This is a genomic window from Streptomyces sp. NPDC058691, assembly GCF_042714775.1.
In the GTDB taxonomy this organism is placed as follows: Bacteria; Actinomycetota; Actinomycetes; order Streptomycetales; family Streptomycetaceae; genus Actinacidiphila.
Window position 1 is genome coordinate 1 of the sequence record NZ_JBHXSO010000052.1, and the last position, 19,533, is coordinate 19,533.

At 71.6% G+C, this 19,533-nt stretch carries 17 protein-coding genes and 2 tRNA genes; 6 read left to right on the plus strand and 13 right to left on the minus strand.

Annotated features, from left to right (window positions below; all coding sequences use genetic code 11):
• Positions 1-44 precede the first annotated feature (44 nt).
• The 3 genes from ACFWVC_RS29745 to ACFWVC_RS29755 are packed head-to-tail and all read right to left on the minus strand — an operon-like array spanning position 45 to position 2,526.
• Entirely contained in the window at positions 45-713 is a 669-nt protein-coding gene (locus tag ACFWVC_RS29745) for an ABC transporter permease (RefSeq protein WP_384293829.1), read from the minus strand.
• Positions 710-1,363: an ABC transporter permease gene (locus tag ACFWVC_RS29750; protein WP_384293834.1), complete on the minus strand. Its 654-nt coding sequence runs from the start codon at positions 1,361-1,363 to the stop codon at positions 710-712. Before ACFWVC_RS29750 ends, ACFWVC_RS29745 begins: the two co-directional genes overlap by 4 nt.
• On the minus strand, positions 1,360-2,526 hold the full coding sequence (locus ACFWVC_RS29755) for an ABC transporter ATP-binding protein (RefSeq protein ID WP_384293839.1): 1,167 nt from the start codon (positions 2,524-2,526) through the stop codon (positions 1,360-1,362). The genes ACFWVC_RS29750 and ACFWVC_RS29755 overlap by 4 nt, the downstream gene beginning before the upstream one ends.
• A gap of 326 nt (positions 2,527-2,852) precedes the next feature.
• Between ACFWVC_RS29755 and ACFWVC_RS29760 the strand changes: the two genes are divergently transcribed.
• The 4 genes from ACFWVC_RS29760 (at position 2,853) to ACFWVC_RS29775 (ending at position 6,100) form a co-directional block, all read left to right on the plus strand.
• Complete coding sequence (locus ACFWVC_RS29760) at positions 2,853-2,933, plus strand: putative leader peptide (RefSeq protein WP_384294027.1); 81 nt, start codon at positions 2,853-2,855, stop codon at positions 2,931-2,933.
• Positions 2,934-3,162: 229 nt separating this feature from the next.
• Positions 3,163-3,720, plus strand: coding sequence for an NADPH-dependent FMN reductase (ssuE, locus tag ACFWVC_RS29765; protein ID WP_384293846.1), 558 nt, complete (start codon positions 3,163-3,165; stop codon positions 3,718-3,720).
• On the plus strand, positions 3,717-4,913 hold the full coding sequence (locus tag ACFWVC_RS29770) for an SfnB family sulfur acquisition oxidoreductase (RefSeq protein WP_384293854.1): 1,197 nt from the start codon (positions 3,717-3,719) through the stop codon (positions 4,911-4,913). Before ssuE ends, ACFWVC_RS29770 begins: the two co-directional genes overlap by 4 nt.
• 26 nt (positions 4,914-4,939) lie before the next feature.
• A complete protein-coding gene (locus ACFWVC_RS29775) occupies positions 4,940-6,100 on the plus strand; it encodes an LLM class flavin-dependent oxidoreductase (protein ID WP_384293861.1) in 1,161 nt (386 codons plus the stop codon).
• A 30-nt stretch (positions 6,101-6,130) separates the two neighbouring features.
• Here the strand turns inward: ACFWVC_RS29775 and ACFWVC_RS29780 are convergent, their stop codons facing one another.
• On the minus strand, positions 6,131-6,613 hold the full coding sequence (locus tag ACFWVC_RS29780; RefSeq protein ID WP_384293870.1) for a MarR family winged helix-turn-helix transcriptional regulator: 483 nt from the start codon (positions 6,611-6,613) through the stop codon (positions 6,131-6,133).
• A gap of 61 nt (positions 6,614-6,674) precedes the next feature.
• On the opposite strand from ACFWVC_RS29780, the gene ACFWVC_RS29785 reads away from it, so the two are divergent.
• Positions 6,675-7,556, plus strand: coding sequence for an alpha/beta fold hydrolase (locus ACFWVC_RS29785; RefSeq protein ID WP_384293877.1), 882 nt, complete (start codon positions 6,675-6,677; stop codon positions 7,554-7,556).
• Positions 7,557-7,598: 42 nt separating this feature from the next.
• Here ACFWVC_RS29785 and ACFWVC_RS29790 read toward each other — a convergent pair whose 3' ends face one another.
• The 3 genes from ACFWVC_RS29790 to ACFWVC_RS29800 all read right to left on the minus strand — a co-directional run bounded on the left by ACFWVC_RS29790 (position 7,599) and on the right by ACFWVC_RS29800 (position 12,176).
• Positions 7,599-9,551, minus strand: a complete 1,953-nt coding sequence (locus tag ACFWVC_RS29790; protein WP_384293883.1) for a pentapeptide repeat-containing protein — start codon at positions 9,549-9,551, stop codon at positions 7,599-7,601.
• Between the two features lie 243 nt (positions 9,552-9,794).
• Positions 9,795-12,101, minus strand: coding sequence for a hypothetical protein (locus ACFWVC_RS29795; RefSeq protein WP_384293887.1), 2,307 nt, complete (start codon positions 12,099-12,101; stop codon positions 9,795-9,797).
• 3 nt (positions 12,102-12,104) lie between these two features.
• Positions 12,105-12,176 (minus strand) — tRNA-Pro (locus tag ACFWVC_RS29800).
• Positions 12,177-12,401: 225 nt separating this feature from the next.
• Between ACFWVC_RS29800 and ACFWVC_RS29805 the strand changes: the two genes are divergently transcribed.
• Entirely contained in the window at positions 12,402-14,612 is a 2,211-nt protein-coding gene (locus ACFWVC_RS29805) for a HelD family protein (RefSeq protein ID WP_384293893.1), read from the plus strand.
• 13 nt (positions 14,613-14,625) lie between these two features.
• On the opposite strand, the gene ACFWVC_RS29810 is transcribed toward ACFWVC_RS29805, so the two are convergent.
• The 6 genes from ACFWVC_RS29810 to ACFWVC_RS29835 all read right to left on the minus strand — a co-directional run bounded on the left by ACFWVC_RS29810 (position 14,626) and on the right by ACFWVC_RS29835 (position 19,530).
• Complete coding sequence (locus tag ACFWVC_RS29810; protein ID WP_384293896.1) at positions 14,626-14,937, minus strand: hypothetical protein; 312 nt, start codon at positions 14,935-14,937, stop codon at positions 14,626-14,628.
• 113 nt (positions 14,938-15,050) lie between these two features.
• Positions 15,051-15,125: transfer RNA gene (locus ACFWVC_RS29815), tRNA-Met, on the minus strand.
• Positions 15,126-15,169: 44 nt separating this feature from the next.
• Positions 15,170-15,706: a GNAT family N-acetyltransferase gene (locus tag ACFWVC_RS29820; RefSeq protein WP_384293902.1), complete on the minus strand. Its 537-nt coding sequence runs from the start codon at positions 15,704-15,706 to the stop codon at positions 15,170-15,172.
• A 100-nt stretch (positions 15,707-15,806) separates the two neighbouring features.
• A complete protein-coding gene (locus ACFWVC_RS29825; RefSeq protein WP_384293909.1) occupies positions 15,807-16,493 on the minus strand; it encodes an HAD family hydrolase in 687 nt (228 codons plus the stop codon).
• Between the two features lie 3 nt (positions 16,494-16,496).
• Positions 16,497-17,147, minus strand: a complete 651-nt coding sequence (gene ribB, locus ACFWVC_RS29830) for a 3,4-dihydroxy-2-butanone-4-phosphate synthase (protein ID WP_384293915.1) — start codon at positions 17,145-17,147, stop codon at positions 16,497-16,499.
• A gap of 220 nt (positions 17,148-17,367) precedes the next feature.
• Positions 17,368-19,530, minus strand: a complete 2,163-nt coding sequence (locus tag ACFWVC_RS29835; RefSeq protein ID WP_384294032.1) for an OmpL47-type beta-barrel domain-containing protein — start codon at positions 19,528-19,530, stop codon at positions 17,368-17,370.
• Between the last annotated feature and the right edge of the window lie 3 nt (positions 19,531-19,533).

Sequence of the window (19,533 nt, forward strand, 5' to 3'; positions counted from 1 at the left end):
ATGGAGAATCGCTCCGGGCCCGCCCGTCCGTGCCGCCGCGGGTGTCAGGCGGGGCGGCGCACCCCCGGGGACACCGTGAGCCGGGCGATCGCCCAGAACACCGCGAGCGTCGCCAGCGCCATCACGGCCACCAGCGTGGCGCCGCCCACGACCTTCTCGTAGTTGCGCTGGTAGAGGCCGTCGATGATGTACCGGCCGAGCCCGCCGAGGCCCACGTACGCGGCGATGGTGGCCGTGGAGACGATCTGGATGGCGGCCGAGCGCAGTCCGCTCAGGATCAGCGGCAGCGCGGCCGGGAGCTCCACATGGAAGAGGATCCGCGACTCCTCCATGCCCGTGCCCCGCGCCGCGTCGACCGACGAGGGATCGACGGAGCGGACCGCCTCGTAGGTGGTGACCAGGATCGGCGGGACGGCGAGCACGACCAGCGGGATCATCACGGGCCCCAGGCCGAAGCCCAGCCAGGTGACCACCAGCACCAGCAGGCCGAAGGTGGGCAGTGCCCGGGCGGCCGTGGCGGTCATCGCCAGGGTGTTGCCACCGCGTCCGTAGTGTCCGGTGACCAGCCCGATCGGCAGTCCGATGACGGCGGCGAGGGCGAGCGCCTCCAGGGAGTACTGGATGTGCTCCACGACGCGGGTGGGGATGCCGTCGTAGCCGTGCCAGTGGGCGCTGTCGCTGAAGAAGACGTGGATGAAGTGCAGTACGTTCACCGGGCCGCGCTCTCCTTCGGCATCCAGGGGGTGAGCAGCAGGCGCAGGGCGACGAGGACCGCGTCGACCACGACCGCCAGCACGGCCGTCGTCACCACGGAGTTCACCGCGAGCTCGGGCCGGTGGTAGATCTGCGCGTCGTTGAGCAGATTGCCCAGCGCGCCCTGGTTGCCGATCAGCATGCCGACGCTGACGAGGCTGATGCTGGAGACGGCCGCCACCCGGAGCCCCGCGATGATCGCCGGCACCGCGATGGGCAACTGCACCTGGACGTAACGGCGTACGGGTCCGAAGCCCATGGCCGTGGCCGCGGCCAAGGTCTCCTGCGGCACCGAGCGGACGCCGTCGACGATGGCCGGCACCAGCACGACCAGGCTGTAGACGGCGAGCGGGATCATCACGGTGAGTTCGGTCTGGCCGGTGTAGTCGATGAGGACGACGAAGAAGGCCAGCGACGGGATGGCGTACAGCACGGTCGTCACACCCAGCGTGGGGGCGTAGACCCAGCGGTACCGGACGCAGAGCTGCGCGATGGGCAGGCTGATCACCAGCGCCGCCAGCACCGGCAGCAGGGCCTCGCGCAGATGCAGTCCGATCAGGCCGAACCAGCTGTGCTGGAGGTCGCTCGGGATGTCGAAGAAGCCGCTCATCCGGCGGCCTCGGCCTCGGCGCGGACCTGACCGGCCGTACGGCCCTCGCCGTCCTCCTGGACCTCGGCGTGGGCGCTGCGGATGGCCACGCCGATGGCCTGCTGCGAGACGACGCCGACGACCCGGCCGGTGCTGTCCACGCCGACGGCCCAGCCGGTCGGCGACAGCACCGCGCCGTCGAGCGCGGCCCGCAGCGACTCCTTGCCGTGCTCGAACGGCCGCCCGTAGGACAGGAGGCGGCCGGGATCGACCGCGCCCGCGGTCAGTCGCCCGGGCTCGCTCCAGCCCAGCGGCCGGCCGTCCAGATCGGTGACGAGGAGGTAGGGCACGTCCGCGGTGGCGCGGGCGGCGATCTGCTCGGCGCCGGAGTCCACGGCGACGACGGGCTCGGTCCTCAGCTCCAGCCTCGAGGAGGAGAAGAAGGACAGCCGCCGGATGCCGCGGTCGGTGCCGAGGAAGTCCTCGACGAATTCGTCAGCGGGGGCGGACAGCAGTTCCGCGGGCGGCGCGAACTGGGCGAGCTTGCCGCCGGTGCGCAGTACCGCGACCGTCGTGCCCAGCTTGATGGCCTCGTCGATGTCGTGGGTGACGAAGACGATGGTCTTGCCCAGTTCGTCCTGGATCCGCAGCAGTTCGTCCTGAAGGCCCTTGCGGACCACGGGGTCGACGGCGGAGAAGGGCTCGTCCATCAGCAGCACCGGCGGGTCCGCGGCGAGCGCGCGCGCCACGCCGACGCGCTGCTGCTGACCGCCCGACAGCTGGTACGGGTACCGCTTGGCGAGCGCGGCGTCGAGCCCGACCCGTTCCATGAGTTCCGCCGCCCGTGCCCGCGCGCGCTTCTTGTCCCAGCCGAGCAGCCGGGGCACGGTGGCGATGTTGTCCAGGATGGTGCGGTGCTGGAAGAGCCCGGCGTTCTGGATGACGTAACCCATCGACCGGCGAAGGGTGTTGACGGGTTGCTTCTGGATGTCGACGCCGTCGAGGAGAATCGTTCCGTCGCTGGGTTCGACCATCCGGTTGATCATGCGGAGCGTGGTGGTCTTGCCACAGCCCGACGGTCCCACGAGAACCGTGATCGAGCGGTCCGGTATCTCGAGTGAGAGCCGGTCGACCGCCACCGTGCCGTCCGGGTACCGCTTGGTAACTGAGTCTATCCGTATCAAAACGCCGAATACCCTTCGGGTCTGGCAGAAGCTGCCCGCTCTCGGTCACGGTCGCGCCGGCCGTTGCGGGGAGAGTGTAGACGCCCTTTGTTGCGGGACTTTGGCGCGGATACCCTTGCGGGCCGTCCTCACACCTGGGACCGGGAAACGCGGTGCTTCCGGCGATGCGTTCCGGCTGCGCGACGGACACGACGGGAGACTGCCGACCGCTCGCGCCGAGTTCGAGGGAAACCTTGTCACGACCTCGTGAACAGCGGCTCTCAGCATGTGGAATCCCCTCCGGGCGTTCTTGACCGGCCGGACTCCGCGCTGGTTGTATCGATGGCATGAAGCGACAGGAGCTCACGCGGCGACGCCACGTAGATCTCGGGCGTGTCTCCAGCGCCTGCTGTCGCCGTCCGGCCTGAGCGCACCCGGGGCAAACCCTCGCACGCGCGCCGACTTCTCCTGATGAGGTCCTGCCCGGACTTGCCGCTTGGGTGTGCCTGAACTCCGGTCACCCGATGGTTCGCCTTCGCCGTTTCGCCGGCCTGACGCCCGACGTGAGCGGCGGCGCGCCGAGCCGGCCGGGGCCGCGGGCCCGTCCTCACCAGCAGCGCCACTCGCCGACCCACCCGACATCCGTGAGAGGTCCGTATGGCCGCCGTCCTGTCCGTCTCCGGAAGCCCCTCCGCCACCTCGCGCACCGCGCGTCTGCTGCGCCACCTGGACGACCGGCTCACGGCCCAGGGCCATGAGGTGATCCCGCTCGACGTCCGCACGCTCCCGCCCGCGGCACTGTTGCACGCCGACATCGGTCATCCCGCGATAGTCGAGGCCGCCGGCTTGTTCCGGCGCGCGGACGGGGTCGTGATCGGTACCCCCGTCTACAAGGCGGCCTACTCCGGGCTGCTGAAGGCGCTGCTCGACCTGCTCCCGCAGTACGCGCTCGCGGGCAAGACCGTCCTCCCGCTGGCCACCGGCGGCACCACCGCCCATGTGCTGGCCATCGACTACGCGCTCCGCCCGGTGCTGAGTTCCATGGGCGCCGCGCACATCACGCAGGGCTGGTTCACCCTCGACAAGGACATCACGGTGGCCGACGACGGCACGCTGACCGTCGCACCGGCCACGGCCGAGGCGCTGGCCCAGGTCACGGACCAGTTCTCGGTCGCGCTCGGCGGGCGCCCCACCCTGCTGGCGGCCACCGCATGAGCGCCGCGACCGTGATCACCGATGACGCCGAAGCGCTCGCCGTCGCGGCCGCGCTGGCCGCGGACTTCCGCAAGGGTGCCGCCGAACGGGACGCGCTGCGCCGGCTTCCGCACGCGGAATTGGAGCGGCTGTCCGCCTCCGGCCTGCTCGCGGTGACGGTGCCCGCCGAGTTCGGGGGCGCGGACGTCCGGGCGGAGACGCTGGCCCGGGTCTTCCGGTTGCTCGCCGCCGCCGACGCCAGCCTCGCCCAGATCCCGCAGAGCCACTTCGCGTACGTCAACGTGCTGCGCCGGCAGGGGACGCCCGAGCAGAAGGAGTTCTTCTTCGGCGAGGTACTGCGGGGGAAGCGGTTCGGCAACGCGCAGTCCGAGGCGGGCACCAAGCATGTGCAGGACATCCGTACGCGGCTCGTGCGCCTCCCGGACGGTGCGTACGTCCTCGACGGGGTCAAGCACTACTCCACCGGCGCCCTGTTCGCCGACTGGATTCCGGTCCTCGCCCGCGGCGACGACGAGAACCTGCACGTGGCGTACGTGCCGCGGGACGCGCCCGGTGTGACGGTCGTGGACGACTGGAACGGCATGGGGCAGCGCACGACCGCCAGTGGCACCGTCCGGCTGGAGTCGGTGCCCGTCCCCGCGGACCGGGTCGTGCCGCACCACCTCACCTTCCAGGGCCCGCAACTACACGGTGCCGTGGCCCAGTTGCTGCACGCCGCCATCGACGCCGGCATCGCCTTCGGCGCGCTGGGGGAGGCGGTGGAGTTCGTCCGCACCAAGAGCCGCCCGTGGTTCGAGAGCGTCGACGAGGGTCACGAGACCGCTGCCCAGGACCCGCTGCTGATCCAGCGGTTCGGCGAACTCGCGATCCGGGTCCGCGCCTCCGACGCGCTGCTCGACGCCGCGGCCAGGGCCGTGGACGCCGCCTTCGCCGACCTGACCGACGACTCGGCCGCCGAGGCGTCGATCGCGGTGGCCGCGGCCAAGGTGACGGCGGGCGAGGCCGCCGTGGAGGTCGCGAGCGCCCTCTTCGAGGTCTCCGGCACCCGGTCGGCACTCGACTCCTTGGGTCTGCACCGCCTTTGGCGGGACGCCCGCACACACACCCTGCACGACCCGGCCCGTTGGAAGGTCCAGCACATCGGCCGCTACGTGCTGAACGGCACCAGGCCGCCCCGGCACGGCCTGCTGTGACGGACGACCCCGATCGGAGACCCCACGTGTCCCTCACCTTCCACTGGTTCCTGCCCACCAACGGCGACAGCCGCCACGTCGTCGGCGGCGGCCACGGCACCCCTGCCACGCGGTCCGGCCGCGACCGGCCGCCGACGGTCGCCTACCTGAGCCAGATCGCCCGGGCCGCCGAAGACCTCGGATTCGTCGGCGCGCTCACGCCCACCGGTGCATGGTGCGAGGACGCGTGGCTGACCACGGCCATGGTCAGCCAGAACACCGAACGGCTGAAGTTCCTGGTCGCCTTCCGGCCCGGTTTCGTCTCGCCGACGCTGGCCGCGCAGATGGCGTCCACCTTCCAGCGCCAGACCGGCGGACGGCTGCTGCTCAACGTCGTCACGGGAGGCGAGAGCCACGAGCAGCGGGCGTACGGCGACTTCCTCGACAAGGACGCCCGCTACCGCCGGACCGGTGAGTTCCTCGACATCGTGCGGAGACTGTGGGAGGGCAAGTCCGTCGACCTGCGCGGTGAGCACCTCCAGGTCGAGAACGCGAAGCTCGCCCAGGTGCCCGATCCGGTTCCCGAGGTGTACTTCGGCGGCTCGTCGCCGGTGGCCGGCGAGATCGCCGCCCGGTACACCGATGTCTACCTCACCTGGGGCGAGCCGCCCGCGCAGGTCGCCGAGAAGATCGCGTGGATCCGGGGGCTGGCGGCGGAACAGGGCCGCACCCCGCGTTTCGGCATCCGGCTGCACGTCATCACCCGCGACACCGCGGAACAGGCCTGGGCGGAGGCCGGCCGCCTGCTGGACGGCTTCGACCCGGAGAGCGTCGCCGCCATCCAGGCGGGGCTGGCCCGCAGCGAGTCCGAGGGGCAGCGGCGCATGCTCGCCCTGCACCACGGCGGGAGCCGCGAACGCCTGGAGATCCACCCCAACCTGTGGGCGGGGATCGGCCTGGTGCGCGGCGGCGCGGGCACCGCGCTGGTCGGCAGCCACGACGAGGTCGCCGACCGCATCAAGGAGTACCAGGCCCTCGGCATCGAGGAGTTCATCCTCTCCGGCTACCCGCACCTGGAGGAGGCGTACTGGTTCGGTGAGGGGGTCCTGCCCAAGCTCCAGGCCCAGGGCCTGTGGCGACACCCCGCAGGCGAGCAGGCGTCCCACCCGGCGTACGTTCCCTTCGCGGGGGGCGGCAGCCCCCGCTGACCCCGTGTGATCGCTGACGACGCCGGGCGCTCACGACGTGGGCGCCGGCCCGTCGTCGTCCTGTGCCTTGGTGAGGGCGTCCAGGAGTTGCTGCAGGGTGCGGCAGGCCGCCGTGAAGTCCCCCGGTCCCACGGCGTCGGACCAGCGCCGCTCGATCTCGGCGACCCGGCCGCCGGCGTCGTGGAGGGCCTGGCGGCCGCGCCTCGTCGGGAAGATCAGTTTCGCCCGCCGGTCGCCGGGGTCGGGCCGGCGTTCCAGGTAGCCGAGATCCTGCAGCTCGTTGACCAGTTCCGAGGTCGCCGCCAGGCTCAACTGCGCCCGTGCCGCGAGGTCGGTGAGGCGGATCCCGTCGACACCGACGTTGCCGAAGATCTGCAGATGCGGTTCACGCAGATCGGCATAGCCCCGCTCGGCGGCCGGGGCGAACATCTCGGTCCGGAACTCACGGAGCAGGCGGACCAGGAGCTGGCCGATGGCGAGACGGTCCACTGGCAGATCGCTTGACGAAGGCATAGCGCCCAAGGATACTTCGGTTACCGAAACTTCGGCTACCGAAACGTTTTTGGAGGGCACCATGGACCGGCCTTCGCCTGGGGCAGTCGCGTCCGTCCCCACCCGGCTCGGGCCCCTGCGCGTCGAGACGATCGGCTCCGGCGCGCCGGCGCTGCTGTGGCACAGCCTCTTCGTCGACTCGACCACCTGGGTGCGGGTCCGGCAGTCGCTGGCCGCCACGCGCCGGCTGGTGATCGTCGACGGCCCGGCCCACGGCCACAGTGCCGCTCCGCAGGGCCCGTTCACGCTCGACGACTGCGCCGGCGCCGCGCTCGACGTGCTCGGACACCTCGGCATCGACGAGCCCGTGGACTGGGTCGGCAACGCATGGGGCGGACACGTCGGCATCACCTTCGCCGCCGCGAACCCCGGCCACTGCCGCAGCCTCGCCACCATCGGGACGCCCGTCCATGCGCTGACCGCCCCGGAGCGACGCCAGATCTCGATGCTGGTCCCGCTCTACCGTGCCGTCGGCCCGGTGCGCCCCGTGCTGGGTGCCCTCACCACGGCGCTGCTGGGCGAGGGTGCCGATCCGGAGGCGATCGCCCTTGTCGCCGAGGCGTTCACCCGGCCCGAGCGGCGGGGGATGGCCCGTGCCATCCGGTCGGCGAGCCTCGACCGGCCGGACCTCACCCCGGCCCTGGCCTCCGTCCTCGCCCCCACGCTCTTCGCCGCGGGCGCCGACGACGCGACCTGGACACCGGACAACGCGGCCGCCGCCGCAGCCCGGTTGCCCCGCGGCGGCTGGGCGGTACTGCCCGGCGCCGGGCACGTCGCTCCACTGCTCGAAGCCGCGCCGGCCGTCGTCGACCTGCTCACGGCCTTCTGGCGCGACCCGGACGCGGTGAACACCCTCAGCCAGGAGACCGCCGCCCGGCCCGGCCCCCACCAGCCCACGGCCTGAGCCGGCTGCGGTTCGCGTCCGGGTCCGGGCCCGGGTCCGGCCCTACCGTTTGACGCGACTGCGAACGGCCAGCGCGGCAAAAGCGAGGAGGATCGGTTCCGTCACCCGGGACGTCATCTCGATGTAGGTGCCGGCGGTCGTCAGGCCCTGCTCGGACGACCGGAACACCACCGAGTTGACGACAACCCGCAGCGACCTCTCGAACCGGTCCCCGGACACCCGCCGCGAGTACGGCCCGCTGGGATTGACCGGGGCGGGAGTCCTCGTCGTCAGCTCGACCCGCCGGCCGTCGACAGTGCCACGGCTCACCGGGTCCACGTCCTGTGCGGCCAGTCCCCACAGCATCATCGCCAGGACCGTGGTCGCCATCGCCCCCAACAGCCACCCGACGGCTCTGGAGGCGCGCAGCCCATACCCGGAAAGGGCCCAGTAGACGGCCAGGAGACAGCGTTCACTGCGGGGCCGGCCCGGGTCGTTGCGGCGCATTTCCATCTCGCCGTAGTAGAAGTCCGCTGCATCCGGTTCGTTCTTGCCGTCTTCCAGGGACTTTCGCAATTGGCGATACAGCGGGGCGACCGTCGCCGGTCCCGGCACGTCACCACCGCCGGGCGCCGTTTTCCAGCCGCTTCTGCCCTGAGCCGTACGCCAGTAGTGTTCCTCCGCCAGGCTGCGGCGCGACGTCCATCGCCCGAATCCCCTTCCGCGCCGGCGGATGCCGGAGGGCGGGGTCGCAAAGACGCATCGCCCTTCGAGGCGCAGCTGGTCGAGGTGGACGGCGCCTGCGAACTGACAGTCGGACAGGTCGAGATCCGTGAGGACGAGATGTGCCGCGTCGACGCTGCGGATCGACACGACCCGAACGCTCGCGTCCCCTGCCGGCGCGTGTGCGTTCTCCAGGGGCGTGAAGGGCGCCGGGCCGGCGGCCACCGTCATCGGTAGCTCCGCGGCGGCGTCACCCAGGTCGACGGTCGCGTACCGCAGGCGGAGAGTCGCTGTCGACGACCAGTGCGTACGATGCGCCCTGACCTCGGAGGCCGCCGCCGTGACCAGCGCGGGCCCCTGGAATCGCGCTCCGGACAGATCAAAGGTCCTGGGGCACACGACGGGGCCGAGGTGGCTGGTCACCTCGAACGTCGCCGACTCGAATCTGGCGCCGTCGGCGAAGACGACGTTGCTGAAAACGGCATCGCCGCGGAACCGTGCCCAGCTGAACTCCGGTACGTGCAGGAAGGTGCAGTAACTGAATCGCGTGGTCGAGTTGAAGACCGCTTCCGTGAACTGGGCTTCCCGGCGGAACTCGACCTGGGAAAAGACGACCGCACCAGGGAAGTTGACTTTCGCGAAGAAGGCACCCTTGTGGAACTTGACCGACCGGAAGTAGACGAAGTCGTTCAGCTGCAGACCGGTGAAGGCCGCGTTGTCGGCGAACGTCATCTTCTCGAAGTAGGCTTCAGAACCGAGGCTCGCACGAGCGAAGGTGACCGCTCCTGAGAACGTCACGTCGTGCCAGCGCACGGACGTGAGGAACCGCGTCTCGGCGAACGTGACGGCCCCCTCGAACGTCATCTCCTCGAACTCCGCGGGAGCGCCGCACTCCATTCCCGTCCAGCTGGTGAAGCTGGACACCCGCACGCCGTTGAAGCTCACGGCTCCTCGGAACGCGGTCCCGTCGAAGGACGTATGACCGCCGAAATCGACGCGGTTGAAGGAGGCCTGTGCGGCGAAATCCGCTCCGTCGAACCGCGCATCGCCGTCGAACGTCACACGCTCAAGGACGACGTCGTCGACGAATCCGGCGTCTCTGAAGTCGGCTCGCCCGAACCGTGGCCGACCGGTCACGGCGTCGCCGACGGCAGCCAGGAGTTCGCCGAACAACTCCCGCGTGAATGTGGTGCCCTCGTGACTCACACTGCTGCCGGGTGCCAGCGTGCCCATGTACGCGGCACGGTCGGTGTCGGTCAGGTGCTCCAGACAGCGTTCGTAAGGCTCGACCACGCGGCCCCGGCAGCCCACAGGCTCCTCCCATGGCACAGCACCGTGACGGCAGTTCGGGTACCGAGGAGGCGGTCGAGTCGCTGTGGGCGCATGAGTCACACCGTTCTGGACGGCGGGAAACCGCGATCGGTTGCGGGGGCTCGGGCCCCCGAGGCGCCAACCGCCGGAAGCGACGGGACCGTAGCCGGAGAGCGCTGTGTCAGCCGCGCGCTCTGACGCCGGTGTGGGCGGTCCCGGTCCCGGTCATCGCATCCAGTGGTCGGTGACGGTCCAGCCGAGGAAGCGGCGTCCGGTGCCGCTGCCCGCGGTGCCGCCCGCCGCGGCTTGGCGCAGGCCGGTCAGGGCGGGGGCGAGGCGGGCGGCGACGTGGGCGGGGTGGCGGCCGGCCTCTTCGTCCAGCCCGGCGATGACGCGGGCCTGCGGAGCGGGGTCGCACAGCGACAGGTGGAACAGCATCTGACGCCAGGCGTAGGCGGCGTCCTTGATCGCGGGCAGCGGCCGCGGGTTGTTGTGAATCCGGGCCGTGACGCGGCACACGGTGGTGAAGCAGCGGCGGGCCAGGTCTTCCCAGCTCCCTTCGGGTGTGATGCCGACCCGGCCGACCAGGGTGGCCAGATTGTGCGTGGTGAGTATCTGGGCCTGTTCGATGATCGTGCCGTTGGCCGCCACCGACCAGCCCTCCGTGCGGGCCCGGCCGGCCCGCTGGGCGCACAGCTCGGCGAATGCGGTCGAGCCGGCGGCCCGCTGGGCACCGGCACCGGCACCGGCACCGGCACGGGTGAGGGCCTTGCCCGTCTCCGTGATCGCGAGGTTGCGGACGGCCGGGTAGTCGATGTCGTAGTACCGCTCGTACAGGGTGCCGCCGAGGAGTTCCGCGGCGACCCGCGCCGCCGCGAGGAACTTCGGGGTGAAGGTGCCCTCGAAGATGTCCGCGGCCAGCTCCTCGACGAACGGCGCACCGGACTCGGCCTGCCGGGCCAGCACGCTCAGCTCGCGGACCAGCGGGTTCGGCAGAAGGGTGCCGGGGAACGCCTGCACGGCCAGTTCGCCCAGCTCCCGCAGGACGATGTGCGCCGGTTCCCGGCCCTCCGCCGCGACGCGATGACCCGCCACCGCCCGGACCCAGGGCAGTTCCTCGACCCGCACCTGATGGGCGAGGTCGAGCAGGAGCAGCGAGCGGCGGTTCCGGAACGCCCGGTAGTTCGCTGCGGTCAGGGTGCGCAGCACCGGGTCGGGGTAGGCCTGCGCGCTTGCCGCGGCGACCAGTTGCGGCACCAGTTCGGCCAGGACCTCGGCCGAGGGGATCGCGCCGCGTTCGACGAGCGTGCCGATCGGCGCGCTCAACGCGGCCTCCACGACGCGCCGGAGCGCCGGCGGAATCGCCGTTCCCGCGGGCAGGCCGCATTCGTCCGCTTCGCGCGCTGTGACACCCGCGATCAACGGTGCGGTGTCGGCCGTGCCGATGTCCTGGGGGAGTGTCGACAGCCTGCGCAGGACGAGCCGGGCCAGGGCATGGTGCGACGGGAGGGACGCCTGGACGGCTTGCCGGGCGCGCAGTTGCGTGTGCCGGCCGGAGCCGGGACGACCGCGCCGGCGCACCATGGACTCCACCGCGTGCCGCAGCAGACCGAGGCGACGCGAATCCAGGGGCCGGCCGGCGACGGTCTCCTCCAGAGCGCCGCGCAGGATGCCCAGGTTCTCCCTCGGGTCGCGGTGCTTGGTGCAGCGGGTGTGGGTCGCGGCCAGGTCCTGGTAGCGGCTCAGGAGCACCGCGCCTCGTTCCCGCCAGGCGTCGTCGGGGACCTGCTCCAGCGCGCGGCCGTCGCCGGCGGTCTCCAGCCAGTGCGCGAGGAGTTCGTCGGCGAAGGGCTGCCAGACGGCCAGCGCCTCGCGCTGGGTCTCGACGGCGGCGTTGGGCCGCCGACGGGCCAGCGACGCACCCGCATCGCCGACGGTGCGCCGGTGCACCGAGCGGGGGTCCGGTGCGGGCAGGGCGGTCGGCCGCGGTGTGAAGCGCAGCCGTCCGGCGAATGGTTCCAGGACGCGCACGAGGGCGACGGCAGCGGTCGTCTCTCCGGCCCGCACCAGCCACGCCACCGTGAGCAGCGCGGCCTCCTCGGGCACCGCGAGCTCGTAGCGGCCGCTGTAGAGCAGCCCGTACAGCCGGTCCAGTCCCTGCTCGGTGAGGCAGTAGGCGAACAGTGCCGAGCGGTCGGCGGGCACCCCGGCCGAGCGCGCGGCCTCACGCTCGTACGGAAGCAGTGGGCCCCCGGCGCTCGCGTCGGGCGTGGCGAACCCACCCCGCAGGACCTGCGGGGTCACCCAGGCGGGCAGCCCGGCCACGGGGGTGCGCGAGCCGATGGTCAGGCGCCCGTCGGCCATCCCGTCGAGCACTGCCCGCCAGCGCTCGATGCGGCTCCCGGCACGGCGCCGGGTCTCGGGATCATGGTGGGTCAGCGCGGTCAGGAAGGCCTGTGTCAGCCTGCCCTGCGCGTAGTTCGCGGATCCGCCCGACCCGGCGGAAAGCTGCTGGTCAGCGTCATCGTTCATACGCCGGCGAGGCAGGTTCCGCCCCTGCGCCCTCCGGGTCCCGAGCCCGGTGCTCTGCTGCTGAGCTACACGCCGATGCACGCGAGACTAGGGCCCTCCCGGGGCCGGCACCAAGCGATTTCCGTCCGGGGCCGGGAGGCCCGCGGGTACGGCAAATCCCCGCTCCACAATTGCGGAGCGGGGATTTCGTCACGTATATTGAGTGGTTCTGTGCGCCAACAGAAAAGGCCCCTCACTGGGGGCCACTTGGAACACCATATCGGGCAGGGAGCCGTTTTGTCAACTCGCGGGGACGCTGAATTGCAGAGGGAACAGGAATTCATCGACCGGGTCTACGACCGCGTCGACACGCTGCGCGGGGTCGCGTCGCAGGGTGTCGAGGACGCGCTGACCCCGGTGGGGAACGGTCTGCAGGCCCGTCTCGAACGTGATGTGCTGGTCGCCGAGCGCTCGGGTCTGCTGGCGGCCCTGAACGCGGTGGACGGCTCACTGTGTTTCGGCCGCATTGATCTGCGCGACGGTGCCGTGCACCATATCGGCCGTATCGGAATTCGCGAGGACGACGCCGAGCACACGCCCTTGCTGATCGACTGGCGGGCGCCGGTCGCCCGGCCTTTCTATCTGGCCACCGGGCACACACCGATGGATCTGCGCCGGCGCCGGCACATCTCCACCGAGGGCCGCACGGTGACCGAGTTGCACGACGAGATCCTGGATCTGGGCGACGCCGAACGCAGCGGTTTCGAGGACCCCAGTGGTGACGCCGTGCTGCTGGCCGCGCTGGGGGCCGCCCGCACCGGCCGCATGGGCGACATCGTGCGGACCATCCAGGCGGAACAGGACCGCATCATCCGTGCTCCGCACCGCGGTGTCCTCGTGGTGGAAGGCGGCCCCGGCACGGGCAAGACGGCGGTCGCTCTGCACCGCGCGGCCTACCTGCTGTACGAGCACCGTGAGCTGCTGGCCAAGCGCGCGGTGCTGGTCGTGGGTCCCAACGCGGCCTTCCTCGGCTACATCGGCGAAGTGCTGCCGGCCCTGGGCGAGACCGGCGTCATGCTGGCCACGCAGGCCGAGCTCTTCCCCGGCGTCCACGCCCGCGGCACCGACTCCCCTCGTGCGGCCGCCGTCAAGGGCGGGGCGGGGATGGCCGAGGTCCTCGCCATGGCCGTACGCGACCGGCAGCGGCTGCCCGAGCCCGGCGCGCCGGTGATCATCGCGCACGACGACGGGGAGCTCGTCCTGGACTGGGAGATCGCCTACCAGGCCCGGGAAGCGGCCCGCGAGACCCGGCTGCCGCACAACCTCGAGCGTCCGTACTTCGCGTTCCACGTGATCGACGCCCTGACCGCGCAGCTCGCCGAACGTATCGGTGCGGACCCGTACGGCGGCCCGAACTTCCTCGGCGCCGACGACATCGCGCTGCTCGGCAAGGGCGTCGCCGCGAGCGGGAAGGTGCGCGCGGCCATCGCGGAGCTGTGGCCGGTGCTCACCGCCGAGGAGTTCCTGGCCGGCTATCTGGCAGAGCCGGTGTACCTGTCGCAGGAGGACGCCGAGGCCATCCGGCGCGGTCCCGGGGAGGGGGAGTGGACCCCGGCCGATGTGCCGCTCCTGGACGAGGCGGCCGAGCTTCTCGGGGCCGACGACAGCGCGGCCCGCGCCGCGGCCGAGGCCGAGCGGCAGGAGCGGGTCGCGTATGCGCAGGGCGTCCTGGAGCTGTCGCGGGGTTCGGAGACGTACGAGTTCGAGGACGAGGAGTCCGAGCGTCTGGCCGCCCACGACATCATCGACGCCGAGCGCATGGCCGAGCGGCACGAGGAGGCCGATCACCGCAGCGCGGCCGAGCGGGCCGCCGCCGACCGGACCTGGGCGTTCGGGCACATCATCGTCGACGAGGCGCAGGAACTCTCGCCGATGGCCTGGCGGTTGCTGATGCGACGGTCACCGACCCGCTCGCTGACCCTGGTCGGTGACCCGGCGCAGACCTCGGAGGAGGCGGGCGTCGGCTCCTGGGAGAAGATCCTGGAGCCGTACGTCGGCGACCGCTTCGAGCACGTCAGGCTGGGGGTCAACTACCGTACGCCCGCGGAGATCATGGAGCTCGCCGCCAGGGTGGTGCGGGCGAAGGACCCCTCGTTCGAGCCGCCCGGGTCGGTGCGCTCCACCGGGGAGAAGCCGTGGACCCGGGATGCCGGCGCGGATCTGGCGGGCACGGTGGCCCGGGCCGTCACGGAACTGACGCCCGAGCAGGGGCGCCTGGCGGTGATCGCACCGCGTGAGCTGCACGAGGAGATCGCCGCGCGGCTCGACGGGGTCACGGCCGGCGCCGAGCCCGATCTGACCCTGCCGGTGGTGCTGCTGGGCCCGCGTGAGGCCAAGGGCCTGGAGTTCGACCACGTCCTGGTCGTGGAGCCGGGGCGGTTCGGGACCAGCGACCTGTACGTGGCACTGACCCGGGCCACGCAACGCCTGGGCATCGTCCACCGGGAGGAACTGCCCGAGTCGCTGCGCTGAGTGCCGCGGTCCGTCAGGAGGGCGGGACGGACGGTCCGGGTGCCTGCGGGCCGTGACCGGGCAGGAAGAGCCGCAGGGCGCAGTGGTCCTCGGCCTCGACCCGGACCTCGCAACCCCAATGGGCGCTCAGACGCTGGGCGACGGCGACCAGCCGTCGCCGCTCCTCCCGCGAATAGGCGGGGAAGCGCACCCAGCCGCGGTCGCCGATCACGCGCCCCAGGTCGTGGAAGAGCGTGGTCCGCGCACGCTGTTCCTCCTCGTCCGTCAACGGTGTGGGGGCGTCCTCCGCGGGCACCAGCCGGACGTTGTACAGCTCTCGGGTCACGGATGCCTCGCCGTTCCGCTCGATCGGGCGCCGCCCGCTGTTCACGGAGCCCGTTGACGTCGTCAACGTCGACGGCCCCCTCCGACGTGATGTCGGAGGGGGCCGAACGTTCGTAGCGGGGGCGGGATTTGAACCACGCGACCTCTGGGTTATGAGCCCAGCGAGCTACCGAGCTGCTCCACCCCGCGTCGGTGAACCCAGCTTACGTGATGGCGGAGGGGACCGCAGGGATTTACCGTTCGGACTCGTCTCCGTGTCCGCCTCCGCCTGGTCGGCAGGCTCGTTCGTACTCCACCTGGTCGATGGGATCGCCGTCGCCGTAGTCGTACGCGCGTGTGCTGCCCGACTCGGTGAAGCCGCACTTGACGTAGAAGCGGCGGGACTGCGGGGTGTCCCGCAGCGTCCACAGATGCACCCGGGGGAAGCCGTCGTCGCCCAGCCGGCGCAGCGCCTCGGTCATCAGGGCGCCCGCGACGCCGCTGCCCCATCCGTCGGGGTGGCAGTAGAAGCTGAAGATCTCTCCCAGACCCGGCCGCGTCGCGGAGGGCCGGAGCCAGCACAGCGCCAGGGGGTGACCGTCCCGTTCCGCGAGCAGGATCGTCCCGGCTCCTTCGGCGATCCGCTCATGCCACCGTGTACGCCTGCTCCGAACGGCGTCCGCGGCGAACTCGGCCTCGAAGAAGGGGGCATGGGACGCCTCCCATGCCGTGGCGTGGATCTCGCCGAGCGTGTCACCGTCGTCCGGACGGGCATGGCGAACCTCGATCACCCGGTCAGCCTACCCACGTCGTCCACGGCTGCGCCGTTCGCCGGCAGCGTTCCGGCACCGGACCGGGGCGTGGGCCCCGTTCCGGTGCCGGGTGGCTGTCTCAGGCCAGGCGTTCGTGGACCAGGGGTCCGGGGCGGGGGGTCAGGAGCCGGTTCAGGAGGGGCAACGCCGCCGCGGCGTCGGGGGCTTGTGCGACGGGCAGGTGGGCGACGGCGGCCGGGAGCGATGTGCCGCCGCGTGGGATCGCGAGGACGGGCATACCGGCGGCGGTCGCCGAACGGATGCCGTTGGGGGAGTCCTCGACGGCCAGGCAGTCGGACGGCGGGACGCCGATCCCGGCGGCGGCGAGCACGTAGGCGTCGGGTGCGGGCTTGCCCCGGGCCGTGTCCTCGCCGCACACGACCGCACGCAACCGTCCCGCCAGGCCGAGCTTGTCGAGGAAGGCCAGGACGTAGCGGCGCGGGCTGGCCGTGGCCAGTCCGACGGGCCCGTGACGTCCGGCCTCCAGTACCAGGTCGACCGCCCCGGGCAGTGCCTGGACACGGCCCGCGGCGACTTCTCCGGTCATCGCGGTGGTGCAGGTCTCGACGACCTCCGCGGGGCTGGCCGCTCCGCCGCACAGGCCGGCGACGAACGTCGCCCAGTCACCGTTGCCGTGCAGGGCCGTGTCGTCCTCCGGCCCCCAGTGGTGGCCGTGACGGGCGGCGAACGCGGCACAGACACGTGCCCATGCGTCGCCGCTGTCGACCAGCGTGTCGTCGAGGTCGAAGATCGTTGCGCGGTGCACCGGTCACGCCGTCGCGGCGCCGGCGAGCCGCAGCCGGGTCGACAACTGCTCGATCGAGACGAGCGTCAGGCCGTGCTCGCCGGCGAAGGCGCGCAGCCGGTCGGGCCCGGCGACCGAGCCGTCGTCCGTGCACACCTCACTGATCATTCCGACCGGTGACAGCCCGGCCAGACGCAGCAGGTCGACGGTGGCTTCGGTGTGGCCGCGCCGTTCGGCGATGCCCCGGGGCCGGGCGCGCAGCGGGAACACGTGCCCGGGCCGGATCAGCATGTCGGGGCGGGTCGCCGGGGCGGCCAGCGTCCGCGCGGTCAGGGCGCGGTCCGCGGCGGAGATCCCTGACCCGACACCGGCCGCGTCCACGGACACGGTGAAGGCCGGCGTGCCGAAGCCCGGTCCGGCCGGGACCATCAGCGGCAATTCCAGGGCATCGGCGATCTCCGGCGCCATGGGCGCGCAGATCAGGCCGCCGGTGAACCGGACGAAGAACCCCATGGCCTCCGCGGTCGCGAACTGGGCCGCCATGACCAGATCGCCCTCGTTCTCGCGGTCCGCGTCATCCACCACGATGACGGGCCGGCCGGCACGCAGGTCTTCGACGGCGGCCGCCACCGTGTCCAGGCCCGCAGATGACTGCGGCGTCGGTGCTGACGTCACAGGAACCAACCTTCCTTGAAGCCCCCCTTCCTGCGGGGTGTATCGGCAACCGAAAAGGAAAGCTTGAGAAATCTGTACGCCGAACGAGTTTTCCCATGCCCCGTTTGACCCGGATGGTCCAGGCCGGCATCGTCCCCGGGGACCTGGAATGGCGCGTCGCGCACCGTTGATGAACGCCGCCGGCGTCCATCAACGGTGCGTGCGCGGTGGGGGGCCGGGTTTACAGCTCCTTGATGCGGATGTCGCGGTAGGAGATCACGTCCGTCGTGCTGTGGACCTGGAGGCCGATGTAGCCGGTGGCGTACCGCCGGCCGTCGGTGCCCGGGTCGCCGGCGCGCGGCGGAGTGAAGACCTGTCCGCCCACGTTGTCGAACTCGTTGATCACGACACCGTTGCGCAGGACGGTGAAGTGCTGGCCCTCCGCGCGGATCTCGTAGTCGTTCCAGGTGCCCTTCGGGGTCACGCCGGCGCCGCCGAGGCCCACGCGGTCGAAGCCGTAGACCGAGCCGGTCTTGTACATGTCGCCGTCCGGGCGGTCGAGGATCTGGATCTCGTGCCCGTAGTTGATGGCGACCCACTCGGGGCGGGACTCCTCGGGGTGGTCGTGGACGTTCGGGAAGCGCACGAAGACACCGCCGTTGGCGTTGCCCGTGCCCGGGGCGTCGTCGCGGAAGCGGAGCTTCAGCGAGAAGTCGCCGTACTTGCGCTCCGGGAACCACAGCATGCCCATGCCCGGCACCGTCGTGCTGCTGGTGATGGCGCCGTCGCCGGAGAGCGTGAAGCGTCCGCCGCCGACCTGCTCCCACTTCACCAGGGAGGCCTCCGTGCCGTCGAACAGATCGCGGTAGCCCTCGGTCTGGCCGGGCTTGCCGATCTTCGACTGCTTGGCGGCCTTGGTGATCTTGTTGAACTCGCGCTGGTCGATGACGTTGTCGGCGAGCAGCTTGTCCAGCACACCGTCGACGTGCTTGAGGAACAGCGCCTGTGAGGACCAGTCCTTCTCGTCCTCGATCAGCTCGTTGATCGTGCAGCGGCCGCGGGTGAGCCGGTTCGGCACTCCCGAGTCCACCGTGCCCACGATCACGGTCAGCCGCTCGTCGTACTCGGGGCAGTTGGGCGCCGGAACGCCACCCCCCTGCGCGATGGTGAAGGTCACCTCCCGTGCCGCGGAGGTGTTGCCCGCCTTGTCCGTCGCCCGGTACGCGAGCGTGTGGTAGCCGAGGCGGTCGACGATGACAGGAGCGGTGTACGCGAGATACGGGCCGCCGTCGAGGGAGTACTCGGTGCGGTCAACACCGGAGCCCGGGTCGGTCGCGGTGACGGTGACCTTGGCGCTCGTGACGTACGCGCCGTTGGAGTTCTTGGTGCCGGCCACCGCCGCCGAGGTCTCCGGCGCGGTCGTGTCCTGCGTGGGCGGGGCCACGACGGTGAAGGAGACGGACTTCTCGGCCGCCGCGTTCCCCGCCTTGTCGGTCGCGCGGTAGCGGACCGTCTGGGCGCCGAGCTGATGCACCATCACCGGACCGGTGTACGCCTGCCAGGCGCCGCCCGTCCCGACGGCGTACTCGATGGTGTTGACGCCCGACCCGGTGTCCGAGGCGGTGACGGTGACCGTGGCCATCGTGAGGTAGTCGCCCGCCGCGTCCTTCTCGCCGCTCACCGTCGCCGAGGTCTCCGGGGCGGTCGTGTCATCGGTCGGCGGCGCGACCACATCGAAGGCGACGGACTTCTCGGCCGCTACATTGCCCGCCTGGTCGGTGGCGCGGTAGCGGAGGGTGTGGGAGCCGACCTGGTCGACGACCACCGGAGCGGTGTACGGCTGCCACGGGCCGTCCGCGCCGACCGCGTACTCCGTGGTCTTCACCCCGGAGCCCTCGTCGGTCGCGGTCACGGTGACCGTGGCCGAGCCGACGTACGCGCCGTCGGCGTTCTTCTGGCCCGTGACCTCGGCCGCCGTGGTGGGCGCGGTGGTGTCCTCGCCGCCCGGCTCGGTCACGGTGAGGATGCCCTGCATCTGCCCGTGGCCGGGGATGCTGCAGAAGAAGCGGTAGCGGCCGGGAGTGAGGGTCACGTCGACGGTGTGCCGGCCGTCGCTGTCGTCATTGGGGTTGGCCAGGATGTTGACCGGCACGTCGTGGTTGTACTCGGGGTCCGACACGTCGAAGGTCAGCGTGTGCGGCATGCCGATGTCGTTGCCGGTGGCGGCGCTGTTCTCGAAGACGAGCGTCGTCGGTCCGGCCACCGCCGTGGTCGGGAAGCTCGCGTACTGGTCGGTGCGCGAACTCGCCGTCCAGGTGAGCACCTGGGCCGCGGCCGCGGCGCCGTCGGTCGCCGCGCGGCCGGTACGCCCGTACGCGGCCGTCGAGGACAGGCCCACGATCATCAG